A 10,666-nucleotide genomic window follows, 5' to 3' on the forward strand; every position below is an offset into this window, starting at 1 on the left:
AATTCACCGGCAATTTGGGTTCACCAAACTAGTTTACGCGACCAGTTTATTAAAGGGGGGCACCGCTATCAAGCGGGCTTCACTAGTGGGCGGACATAATGGAGGTAATAGCTATAAATAGCGATATCGAGATTATTAAGGGGCGATTAACCCTATTGTTTAAGCGGCGTCCCCAAACCCGCTATTGGTTAATGTTAACTAATGATACCTACGATCAGACCTATAATCTGTTTTTTAACAGTCAACGTGGTCCCCTGTCAATAAAATAGACAATTTAAATAGAGACTTTTTTGTCTTATGCCACGACTAAATTTTGAATTTGAGTTTGATACTCATCTTCAAGTTGCTTTGGTGATTTGAATCCACAGTGACTGTGAATTCTAACTGTGTTGTAAAACGTTTCAATGTACTGAAAAACTAGTCGTTTAGCTTCGGAGTATAAATGGATTTTAAACCGATTTATCCATTCACGCTTAATCAAGGCATGAAACGACTCAATGCAGGCATTATCCCAAGGATAAGCTTTCTTTGAATAGCTTAATGTCATGTTAGCTGTAACTTGATTGTAAGCTTCAGACGTAAACTGACTACCACGATCACTGTGCATGATTAATGGCTTGCTAATATGGCGACTGTGCTTAGTCTTTTCAATAAGTGGGATGACATTCGATACCTCCAAGGTTTCAGATAAGTCCCAACCAATGATCCGTCGGGAGTACAAGTCCATAATACTGGTTAAATAAACGAATCCGTCATGAACTGGAATATAAGTAGTGTCAATGCACCAAACGGCGTTTGGTCGCAATGGATTGAACTGCTCGTCTAAAATATTTATTAGCTGTTTATCAAACTTAGAATTGCGAGTGGTAGTCGTCCAAGGGGTTAGGTAAACGGCGTGAATACCAAGTTCACGCATATACTTACCAACAGTTCGTTCAGCGATCTTATATCCTTTTGAGCGAAGTTCTTGGGTGATTTTGCCGGCACCGTAAATACAAAGGCTTTTGTGCCAAATTGCTTTAATTTCACCTTGAATAAACTTCTTCCGAAGCTTTCGCGGTGATTGGTGATTATGACGCTTTTCTCGTTGATAGTAACCACTTCTTGAGATTCCAACATAATCACACATACCATTGATGGAAGGGTGGGATTCCAAAGCGTGCTGAACGTCCATTTCTTGGTATACCTTTTCGGTAGTTACTTGCTCAGAATCCCGATTGATTTTTTTAATACTTCGATCGCTCCTTCAGCGTCACGAAGTTGACGCTTTAGTCGTGCAATCTCCTTGTCCTTATCGCTGGCAAAATTACCGGAGCCACGGCCAAACTCCCCAGTCTCAGTAAACAGCTTAATCCATTTATGTAATGTACTAGCCCCAATACCTAGATTCTTACTTATTTCATTCATGGTCATGTGATCCTTGTTATCTAAGTAATACTGAACGGCCTGTTCCTTAAATTCCTTGTCATAACTGTGCTTCGTCATTATTTGATCCTCCAATTTACTTCCTTAATTATACTAAATCAGAGTCTCTATTTAACTTGTACACTTTTTATTCTAGGCCCACTTCAAACCAAGCGATCAGCCGTTAAAGCTTACCTTTCAGGTACCCTGTCAGGCCAAGCAATTCTCAATAGATATCAAATTCGTAGTCTTTCCCAACTACATCAATGGATTGTCCGGTACAATAGTGGACAATTAAGTGTTGCTTACGCAACAAGAAAGCGAGCTAGGAAAGTGGGTCGAAAAGTTACTTTTGAGGAGAAACGGAAAATTACTCAATGGACAATTGATCACGAGTATAACTATCAAGCCGCGGCAGAAAAATTTAATGTCAGCTATCAACGGGTCTATTCATGGGTACGAAAGTACCAAAGAACTCACGATTGGGAATCCCTTCAGGATAACCGGGGTCGCCATAAAGGCAAAACACCAACCAATGAAGTGGAAAGATTACGACAAGAAGTAAGGCAGCTGAAAGCTAAAGCGAAGGAACGGGAGGTACAGATTGCCTTCGCAAAAAAATTGGTCGAAATACACAATCGGGAGGTGGAACGGCCGGACGATATCAAGCGATTCAGGAAATGAGCCAAAGTGGGTATAAGGTATCTGATCTAGTTAAAGCAGCCGGGGTAAGTCGGCAGGCTTACTACAAGTGGCTTACCCATGAACCGACGGTTCATGATATTCAAGATCAAGAAATTCTAAAGCTCGTTAAACAGTTAGAAGCACAACATAAACACTGCGTTGGTTATGACAAGATGACCCGTTTGATAAAGCAGGAAAGATTATCATACACAGTTAACAAGAAGCGCGTCATGCGCATTATGAAGGAACACAGTATTAAAGCGGACTATTGTCAGCCTAAGAGAAAACGTGTGCAGGAGCAGGAAACTTATGAAGCACAGAATACCCTGAACCGCCAGTTTGAACAAGCTGCCGCAAATCAGGTGTGGGTGACGGACACGACGGAAATTGCCTACAACATTCGTAAGTACAAAGTCCGTCTACACGTTGTCCTGGATCTATACGGTCAATACCCACTTAGCTGGATTATTACACCTACAGAAACGAGTACTGGGGCTATTAAAGTATTTCAAATGGCCAAGCAGAAAGCCGGAGGTCTGGCACCGCTAATCCACACTGATCGCGGAGCAGCATATACTTCCAAAGCATTCAACCACTACTTGGCTAGTAATAACAGCCAACATAGTTACTCAGCCCCAGGAACACCAGCTGATAATGCGGTGATGGAGCACTGGTGGGCTGATTTTAAATCTATCTGGTTAGCACATTCACCACAACCACAAACGTTTGAAGACTTAGAACAGCTGGTGACAGAAGGTATCGATTACTTTACGCATTCCTTTATTTCAGGCAAAAGAAATGACCTTACCGCAGCAGAATATCGCTTCGACAAGGCTAACTAGTTTTTATTATTTAATGTGTCAACTTGACAGGGTACAGTACCCATCGCCCCAAATCGACTTAAGCGACGATTCAAAACAGATCGGCCTTACCAGAAGTTAGTCACCGACGTCAGTGAATTTCGATATGGGAACCAAAGCCAAAATGAACGGGTTTATTTAGAACCAGTCCTCGACCTCTTCAATGGAGAGGTTCTGGCTTTCAATATCAGTGACCACCCGACCGTTGAATTCGCTTTAAAACCTTTGCAAGAAGCCCTAAATCGAATACCGGTGTTAGATTATCGGACGACTGTCCATACTGACCAAGGATCTCAGTATCAGCATCGCCACTGGCAAAACACGCTTAAAGAGCACCATGTATTTCAGAGTATGTCACGTAAAGCCACTTGTCTCGACAACGCCGCCATGGAGTCGTTTTTTCACATTATGAAAGTCGAGGTTATGGATGAACATTTTGAGACCAAAACAGCGCTTATCGAAGCTATGAACGAATGGATAGACTTCTACAATCATCGGCGCATCAAAACAAAACTGGACGGCAAGTCCCCGGTAAAATACCGGGAACTTACCGTCCAGAAAGCAGCTTAATAAAGTTGTCCAATTTTAAGGGTTCACTTTATCAAGCCGTGCCTTGAAAGTCTTTTTTGATTATCCCAATGAGAACTTTAATCGTGATGGCGTGAACGTGTCCCTAAAAAGTAAGCACCAACGGCTAACAGAATCAGTAAGCTGATAATGCCCAAGCCGCCACCCATCCACATAAAGGGCATACCGCCAGTAAAAGCCCAACCGCACATCATGGTCACCACTTTCCTAATTATTTTAGTTTCAGTATACGCGCTTTTGCCAGGTACTACCAACCGTTCTGCATTATTTTAAGCTGTTGAGTAGTTGACTTTGTTCATTGGTGGTTAACGGTAAAATTGGTAGGCGCGTGCTTCCGACTAACCAGTGTTGGGCGTTCAGCGCCGCTTTGACGGGTGCCGGTGAGGGTTGTGTGAATAGTGCTGCCATCTTCGGCATTAAACGTCGTTGAATTTGCCCTGCTTGGGTGATATCGCCGTGGTTCAAGGCGCGGCGTATCGTCGCCATTTCATTTCCAAATAAATGACTCGCCACTGAAATCGTTCCCTGACCACCCAAGACGAGGGTGGTCAAGCTCTGAGCATCTTCGCCCGTGTAAACGAGAAAATCTTTAGGCGCCTTTTCAACAATTGCGGCCAATTCTTCATCGGAACCACATTGTTTGATTCCAATTCTGTTCATGACCACGGCTTGGATTAAAGTTAACATAAAATATATCACCTTGGCTTACCATTGAAGTTCATTACCTTCTGACTTTCCCCAATCAAGCTCGTGATCCCTTTTCCCGTCATCTTGCCAATGACTGGCTAACCTCATTCTACAATTCGCCTAAATAAATCTTTGAGTCGGTTAGCAACTTCTTTACGATCCTTGAGTGCCAGAATACTTGTACAGTCATTACTAAAATGAAATTGACATCTCTGCCAAAGGCTACCCTGAAATTGCGTAGTGATTGCATCCTTTAAGCTACAATGAGCGTCTGAAACAAACATATCAACGTTGGTAAGGCCCCGCTGTTTAAGTTCACTAAAGAAGTCCATCCATGCAGCTTTTGATTCACTATCACCGATATCAAAACCGAGCACTTCTCGACGACCGCTAGGGTCGATTCCAATCGCAACGAGTAAGCTATTACTTGTCACAACGTGACCACGGTGTACCTTAAATAAAATTGCATCGGCATACACAAAAGCATACTTTTGCGTAAGGGGACGTCGGTTAAAATCCAGCACTTGGTCGTCCAAATTATTGCATAAAGCCGAGACCGTACTTTTAGAAAAGGTTGTCCCACATAACTTCTTAGTAATCTCAGCTACTTTACGTGTTGAAACACCTTGGATTACCATTTCCATTAATGCCAAATCAAAGGCCTGCTCACTACGCTGGTAGCGTTTGAACAGCTGTGTTGAAAAATTGCCATGACGGAGTTTAGGAACGTGTAGTTCTAGAGACCCTACGCGGGTGGTAAGCTGACGAACCCGATAACCATGCCGTGAATTGGTTCGTTCATCCGAACGTTCATAAGCCTTAGCTTTAATCTGCTCAGTCGCTTCGGACTTAAGAATTTCGTCAAGGATCTTGGTCATAATTGATTGCATGGCCTTATCCCGATCACCTAGTAATAGTTCCTTTAATTCGTCATCTTCTAAATTTAATTCAACCTTTGGCATAATGAAGTTCCTTTCAGATTTCACAAAGTCCTATTTAGAATTTACACCAATTATACGGACATAACCGCAGTTTTTTTCCAGTGGAGAGTGTAACATCTGTTAATGTTAGTGCGGTAACTAAAGTAGGCATATTTCTCTGCGTTAATTTCAACTTTGTCTCCTCCATTTTTTTGAAATACACTTTATTAAAACAGTCATATGTGTCGTAAATATGGAGAAGCCAGCATATATAAAAAAGAGTGCCATGTGACACTCTTTTTGAGCTATTTAATATCAACAACACCGACAAATTCAACATCATCAATTGCAGTTAAGTAAAAACTATCAGTTGGTCCAAGTATTGCAAGTTGACCATTTTTGATTGTACATTCTTGATCTGGTGTGGTCAGTTTCACCGTCCCTTTTAAGGGAATGAGAACTATATTTCCAGGTACAGGGTGAAATTCTCCGTTGTTTGTCACTGTATTTTTCTTTAGTATACGATGACCAACCCGTCTTTGACCATTTTCGTAAAGGTGTTCATGGACCTCATCACCGCGACTACCAGTTAATATTTTCATATAATATATACCCCCAAGTTAATTGACTTTTTTACGTGGCTTTTCAGTATTATTGGAATTTTGTTGAGTGTTGTTTCCACAGCCGCCCATACTACCAGAGCCACCGTGCATACCCTTGTGCATAAATAGCATCATGAGTGGGTGTGCTAGAAGAAAAAGGGCTATCAGAATCCATTGTGACATAGTTTCACTTCCTTTTGCTTTGTTTCTATAATAAGTTTTTGTCATCACTTAATTACACGTTTTTAATCTTTTCACCAGTCAATCCCATCGCATTAATTGCCACGATAATTGTCGACATCGCCATGACCGCAGCACCAACGGCTGGGTCTAGAATGATTCCAATAAATGACAACACACCGGCAGCGAGTGGAATTGCGACAATATTGTAGCCTGCTCCCCACCAGAGATTTTGAACCATTTTCCGATTTGTGATTTTAGCCAAATCAAGAAAATGTAAAATATCGCTGGGTTCTGATTTAACCAACACAACATCAGCGGAATCAATGGCAACATCGGTTCCGGCGCCAATTGCAATTCCAATATCGGCTGCGGCAAGACTTGGTGCGTCATTTACGCCGTCACCAACCATGATGACGTGATTGCCCTTTGCTTGATAATCAGCAATAATCTTTTGCTTATCATCTGGTAATAGGCCTGCATGGAATTCAGTCAATCCTAGTAAGTTAGCAACGTGTTCCGCGGCTTTTGGATTATCGCCAGTGAGCATTACGGGGGTAATTCCTCGCCTCTGAAGACCACTAATTAATTCCTTAGCACCCGCTTTGATGGTGTCGCCTTCAGCAACCATTCCTTGAACTTGGGTGCCCTGCAATAGGAAGCTGACGGAATTACCCTTAGCAGCCCATTTATCAGCAGCGGCCTCGTCAAACCTGATCCCTTTCTTCGTTAAATAGTTACCATTAACAATCGTATAGTCAGTGCCATCAACATTACCGGAAATACCAACGCCCGGAATATTTTGAGACTTTTCAGCCGCAACGACTTCAATGTCCTTCGCTTGGGCTTCAGTAATGATTGCTTGGGCCAGCGGATGAGTCGAATTATTTTCAAGGGCGGCCAGTCGGCTTAATAACGTTGTTTCGTCAATCCCATCATTTGGAATCAATGCATTCACCGTAAATTTACCTTCTGTTAACGTGCCAGTTTTATCCAAGAGAACGTGGCTAACATGTTGACTTGCTTCAATGGCTTGGCGATTTCGAACTAATAGCCCATTTTGAGCGCCAATCGTAGTAGAACGAGAAACCACTAATGGAATCGCTAATCCTAATGCATGCGGGCAAGCAATCACGAAGACGGTCACCATGATCGTCATTGCAGTCGCCAATCCCTGGGGTAACCAGGCAAAGAAAGCAATAATCCCAACACCAAATGCCGCGTAAAATAGATACTTGGCAACTAAATCAGCTTTATCTTCTGCTTTAGATTTAGTTTGCTGGGCATTTTGAACCATTTTCATTACTTGAGAAAGATAGCCGGAGTCACCAGTACCACTAATTTTAACCGTTAGCGTCCCGTTATTGTTGGTTGCACCACCAATGACCTTATCGCCAACGTTCTTGGTAACGGCAGCAGATTCACCGGTTACCAGTGCTTCATTCACGGTCGACTCCCCAGCCGTAATAACACCATCGGCTGGAATACCCTCACCTGAACGCACTTGGAAAGCTTGACCAACTTTTAAATCAGATACTGGCACTTCTTTTGTTTCACCATTATCTGTAACTAGATGGGCCGTCTTAGGCAACAGGGCCGCCATCTTTTGTAAGGCATCCCCAGCCCCCATCAATGCATTCATTTCAATCCAGTGTCCTAGAAGCATAATTAAAATCAGGGTTGCAAGTTCGAACGAAAAATCCATTACATGATTTGCCGGGTTCAAGAAGTTGTTGGCAATAAATGCGTACAAACTGTAGAAATACGAAACGGAAATTCCAAGGGTTACTAGCGTCATCATTTCAGGAGATTTATTCTGAATTTCCGCTTTAGCCCCCTTTAAAAATGGCATTCCGCCATAAAAGTAAAGTGCTGTATCAAACAAAACGATGATAATGCCAACAATTAGCGGTGAACTGAAACTAAGGATGGAAACGTTTAAACCCATGATTGGTGCTAACAGTAAAACTGGAATCGCTAAGACAACGGAGACCCAAAATTTAACTTTCAAATTCCCCATATGCATCATTGAGCCACCGTGCATCATCATGTCGGTCCCAGCCATATCCATATCACCGTGATTCATGTTCATTTGGCTGTGATCCATTTCGGCCATATCGTGGTCCATGTTCATTTGATTATGATCCGTTTCGGTCATATCGTGATCCATATGACTCATATTTGATTCATTATTTTCCATATTCTTAGCACTCATGTTTTTCATGTTCATATGGTCCTCTTTATTTGCCATGATTATCGACCCCCTAAAAATAAGTGTGCGTAGCAAAGCGGTTAGAAGCCGGAATATAAGTTCCTTGTGTGGAAATCCCCGGGATCGGGATTTTTCCACCAGGTTCTTATATTTAGGCTTCTGCTTTGCGGAGCACCATGCCACTATATGAATGAGAATTATGACAAAAATTCATAAGTTTCCGCCATCAGAAATCCCAGATTCTGGATTTTTGTGCAGCAATCCTAAAAGTAAACAGAACACCACAGTCTTAACACGTTTGATCACCCGGCAAGCAGTTACACTGAACTTCCTCGGGCGCTGTTTTGGCCTTTTCAGCTAGAATCGCCTGTAAGTTCGCAATATCCGCCCGCGAGAGTTCCCTTGACTGAATAACGCCGGCAATTGTTGAACCAGCCCGCATCGCACACATATGGTCAAACAAATCATCTGCCGCTGCCGCCATTGATTCCTTCTCGCCAACAACCGGCTTATACGTGAATGGTCGACTGCCGCCATGCTGCGCAACCGCCTGTTTTTGAATCAACCTGCGAAGTAGCGTTTTGGTTGTTGAAACTGACCAGCCTTCTAATTCGTTCATAGCATCGATTAGTTCACGACTAGTCGCATGTCCCATTGTCCAAATTGCTCTCATAACCATCCATTCAGAATCGGTGATGGTTACATTCTTTGCATCCTTCAATTGGCTTCCTCCATTAATTGAATTCTAAGTTTACGTTTGTAGCCTTTTAACACTTATTAGTTTACAACTGTAGTCACAATAATGCAACCTTTCTGCCAGAAAATACCATGACATTAAAAAAACGCCTAGATAATATTCCAGGCGTGGTTTGATACGATATGTTAAATTAATGATCTGGGAATTTTTGGTTTTCTTGTTAGTATGGTGAAATGCCTCTTAGAACCTGTCTAGTATCTGCTGAATCTGGTAGAATTGTGGAAAACCGACTGAGGAGTTTGTCATGCCAGATTATCCAAGCAATATTTCTCGAGCGCAATTTGCGTTAATACAACCTGATTTAGAAAACTTCCGCAAGCATACAAGACCGCGTCGTTATGATCTTTATGACGTATTCAATGCCATCCTTTACTCGCTTACTACAGGGTGTCAATGGCGTGAATTACCACACGATTTCCCGGAATGGCACACTGTCTACCGCTATTACGATATGTGGCGAGATAAACCAGACCCGACAGCTGATTCGCTATTAGAAAGGCTTTTAAAAAAACTGTTGCTTCCTATCGCTTTGCACAGGGCCGATCGGCCCGAACGTCGTTTGTGATTGTTGATGCTCAAAGTGTTAAAACCACTGATTTAACGAAAAATAGTGGCTACGATGGCGGCAAAAAGATTTCAGGGATTAAGCGTCATATGGCGGTTGATATTAATGGTTTACCACAAGCCGTTCTCGTGACACGAGCTAATGTATCAGATCGTTCAGGTGCATTGGCTATGTTTATTAGTTTGGCTAGCCAAACTTTAGAGCTGGTTCAGCATGTCATGGTTGATGGTGGCTACACTGGCAATGACTTTGCGGATCAGGTGAAGCTCATTTTGAATGCTAAGACGACGGTAGCTAAACGCAACGAGTTGCATACGTTCACGGTGTTACCGCAACGATGGATCATTGAACGTTCATGGAGTTGGCTAGACAAATGTCGGCGACTTTGGAAAAACTGTGAACGCGCCCTTAACAGCAGTCTTCAAATGGTTGTATTGGCCTTCCTGAAGATAGTTCTTAAAAGATACTAGACGGGTTCCTAAAACCAGGTCGTAGACTTGTTGCTGTAATTTAGGCAAGCTAGCTAGTTTCTCTTTCGTCGGCACGACTTTAGTCATGATAATGGCGTAGTGTTCTTCAACCTTTTTTCCATTAACATAGCGCTTATTTGGGGTGGTATTGGTTAAAGCGACTGGCTTAGAGACCAAACCCAGATACTTCGTCAGATTAGCCACTAAATACTCAAATTCTTCATCAGTGATATAAGTACAATCGGTGCGGGGATAACTGAGTAGTTTGTCTTCGTATAAGCTTTGAATAGCCGCTAAGGTTTGGCTGGCGCTGGCGTGATAACGTTTATTCATGGCACTTTGGAGACTAGATAGCGAGAATAGTTGGGGACTAGCTCGTTTTTTGCCTTGCTTTTGGACGTCCTTGATAAAACCGTCCTGTGAGCCTTTCTGAACGTGTTTAGCCTGCATGAATGTCATTAGCCCTGTTTCGTCTTTAAATCGCTGATAGGGGTCTAATTTTGCGACAAATTTTTGCTGATTAGCTAAAATTTCCGCATTTAGCTCAAAATAAGGTTCCGGCTTAAAGTTTTTGATTGCCTGGTCCCTTTGATAGACCATATACAAGGCTGGCAGCTATAGGTAACTAATCGAGCACGCTCTACGTACCAAATTTTTATCAATATAAAATACATTATGGGCTACCATTCATACCAATTAACCAGTCGCTAATTTTGTGATTACAAGTGCATGCCCCC

Annotated in this window: 12 protein-coding genes and 4 pseudogenes; 5 read left to right on the forward strand and 11 right to left on the reverse strand. The window is 42.4% G+C overall.

Features of this window, described 5'->3' with window-relative positions; genetic code table 11:
* Positions 1 to 113 precede the first annotated feature (113 nt).
* Positions 114 to 248 (forward strand): annotated as a pseudogene (locus tag FD20_RS13070) (acetyl-CoA carboxylase); the annotation flags it as partial.
* Between the two features lie 47 nt (positions 249 to 295).
* Here FD20_RS13070 and FD20_RS11395 read toward each other — a convergent pair.
* Complete coding sequence (locus FD20_RS11395; protein WP_057738665.1) at positions 296 to 1,174, reverse strand: IS3 family transposase; 879 nt, start codon at positions 1,172 to 1,174, stop codon at positions 296 to 298.
* Positions 1,175 to 1,197: 23 nt separating this feature from the next.
* Complete coding sequence (locus FD20_RS11400) at positions 1,198 to 1,485, reverse strand: transposase (protein WP_003688751.1); 288 nt, start codon at positions 1,483 to 1,485, stop codon at positions 1,198 to 1,200.
* A 27-nt stretch (positions 1,486 to 1,512) separates the two neighbouring features.
* On the opposite strand from FD20_RS11400, the gene FD20_RS11405 reads away from it, so the two are divergent.
* Genes FD20_RS11405 through FD20_RS11415 form a run of 3 tightly spaced genes read left to right on the forward strand, consistent with a single transcriptional unit; the run spans position 1,513 to position 3,518 of the window.
* A complete protein-coding gene (locus FD20_RS11405) occupies positions 1,513 to 2,088 on the forward strand; it encodes a helix-turn-helix domain-containing protein (RefSeq protein WP_057738671.1) in 576 nt (191 codons plus the stop codon).
* Positions 2,085 to 2,930 carry an IS3 family transposase gene (locus tag FD20_RS11410; RefSeq protein ID WP_002817479.1) on the forward strand — a complete coding sequence of 282 codons (846 nt, stop codon included), beginning with the start codon at positions 2,085 to 2,087 and terminating at the stop codon, positions 2,928 to 2,930. The genes FD20_RS11405 and FD20_RS11410 overlap by 4 nt, the downstream gene beginning before the upstream one ends.
* Before the next feature lie 42 nt (positions 2,931 to 2,972).
* Positions 2,973 to 3,518 (forward strand): IS3 family transposase, encoded by a 546-nt coding sequence (locus FD20_RS11415; RefSeq protein ID WP_083489137.1) that lies wholly within the window; start codon positions 2,973 to 2,975, stop codon positions 3,516 to 3,518.
* 77 nt (positions 3,519 to 3,595) lie between these two features.
* Here FD20_RS11415 and FD20_RS14020 read toward each other — a convergent pair whose 3' ends face one another.
* The 8 genes and pseudogenes from FD20_RS14020 to FD20_RS11445 all read right to left on the reverse strand — a co-directional run bounded on the left by FD20_RS14020 (position 3,596) and on the right by FD20_RS11445 (position 8,858).
* On the reverse strand, positions 3,596 to 3,730 hold the full coding sequence (locus FD20_RS14020; RefSeq protein ID WP_003645890.1) for a hypothetical protein: 135 nt from the start codon (positions 3,728 to 3,730) through the stop codon (positions 3,596 to 3,598).
* 70 nt (positions 3,731 to 3,800) lie between these two features.
* Positions 3,801 to 4,223 carry a dihydrodipicolinate synthase family protein gene (locus FD20_RS11420; protein WP_032806265.1) on the reverse strand — a complete coding sequence of 141 codons (423 nt, stop codon included), beginning with the start codon at positions 4,221 to 4,223 and terminating at the stop codon, positions 3,801 to 3,803.
* Positions 4,224 to 4,241: 18 nt separating this feature from the next.
* Positions 4,242 to 4,325, reverse strand: a pseudogene (locus FD20_RS13900) (PbsX family transcriptional regulator); the annotation flags it as partial.
* Between the two features lie 20 nt (positions 4,326 to 4,345).
* Positions 4,346 to 5,185: pseudogene (locus FD20_RS11430) on the reverse strand (IS256 family transposase); the annotation flags it as partial.
* Positions 5,186 to 5,448: 263 nt separating this feature from the next.
* Positions 5,449 to 5,745, reverse strand: a complete 297-nt coding sequence (locus FD20_RS11435; protein WP_002817475.1) for a hypothetical protein — start codon at positions 5,743 to 5,745, stop codon at positions 5,449 to 5,451.
* 18 nt (positions 5,746 to 5,763) lie between these two features.
* Entirely contained in the window at positions 5,764 to 5,928 is a 165-nt protein-coding gene (locus FD20_RS13075; protein ID WP_003688746.1) for a DUF2933 domain-containing protein, read from the reverse strand.
* Between the two features lie 52 nt (positions 5,929 to 5,980).
* Positions 5,981 to 8,176 carry a heavy metal translocating P-type ATPase gene (locus FD20_RS11440; RefSeq protein WP_057738667.1) on the reverse strand — a complete coding sequence of 732 codons (2,196 nt, stop codon included), beginning with the start codon at positions 8,174 to 8,176 and terminating at the stop codon, positions 5,981 to 5,983.
* 250 nt (positions 8,177 to 8,426) lie between these two features.
* The gene (locus tag FD20_RS11445) at positions 8,427 to 8,858 is read right to left on the reverse strand and encodes a CopY/TcrY family copper transport repressor (protein WP_057738669.1); all 432 of its coding nucleotides are present in this window, start codon (positions 8,856 to 8,858) and stop codon (positions 8,427 to 8,429) included.
* 280 nt (positions 8,859 to 9,138) lie between these two features.
* On the opposite strand from FD20_RS11445, the gene FD20_RS13085 reads away from it, so the two are divergent.
* Positions 9,139 to 9,929 (forward strand): IS5 family transposase gene (locus FD20_RS13085; RefSeq protein ID WP_157060925.1). Its coding sequence is split into 2 segments (ribosomal slippage): positions 9,139 to 9,406 and positions 9,406 to 9,929, totalling 792 coding nucleotides; the frame shifts between segments, so codons are not numbered across the junction.
* On the opposite strand, the pseudogene FD20_RS11455 reads toward FD20_RS13085, so the two are convergent.
* Positions 9,923 to 10,641: pseudogene (locus FD20_RS11455) on the reverse strand (DNA topoisomerase); the annotation flags it as partial. The gene FD20_RS13085 and the pseudogene FD20_RS11455 overlap by 7 nt on opposite strands.
* Between the last annotated feature and the right edge of the window lie 25 nt (positions 10,642 to 10,666).

This window comes from Liquorilactobacillus uvarum DSM 19971 (assembly GCF_001434935.1).
In the GTDB taxonomy this organism is placed as follows: Bacteria; Bacillota; Bacilli; order Lactobacillales; family Lactobacillaceae; genus Liquorilactobacillus; species Liquorilactobacillus uvarum.

What these genes read in the sequence shown, in the direction of transcription:
- FD20_RS13075 (WP_003688746.1), bottom strand. Translation starts at nt 5,928, where the DNA reads ATGTCACAATGGATTCTGATAGCCCTTTTTCTTCTAGCACACCCACTC.
- FD20_RS14020 (WP_003645890.1), bottom strand. Translation starts at nt 3,730, where the DNA reads ATGATGTGCGGTTGGGCTTTTACTGGCGGTATGCCCTTTATGTGGATG.
- FD20_RS11410 (WP_002817479.1), top strand. Translation starts at nt 2,085, where the DNA reads ATGAGCCAAAGTGGGTATAAGGTATCTGATCTAGTTAAAGCAGCCGGG.
- FD20_RS11420 (WP_032806265.1), bottom strand. Translation starts at nt 4,223, where the DNA reads ATGTTAACTTTAATCCAAGCCGTGGTCATGAACAGAATTGGAATCAAA.
- FD20_RS11395 (WP_057738665.1), bottom strand. Translation starts at nt 1,174, where the DNA reads ATGGACGTTCAGCACGCTTTGGAATCCCACCCTTCCATCAATGGTATG.
- FD20_RS11400 (WP_003688751.1), bottom strand. Translation starts at nt 1,485, where the DNA reads ATGACGAAGCACAGTTATGACAAGGAATTTAAGGAACAGGCCGTTCAG.
- FD20_RS11440 (WP_057738667.1), bottom strand. Translation starts at nt 8,176, where the DNA reads ATGGCAAATAAAGAGGACCATATGAACATGAAAAACATGAGTGCTAAG.
- FD20_RS11435 (WP_002817475.1), bottom strand. Translation starts at nt 5,745, where the DNA reads ATGAAAATATTAACTGGTAGTCGCGGTGATGAGGTCCATGAACACCTT.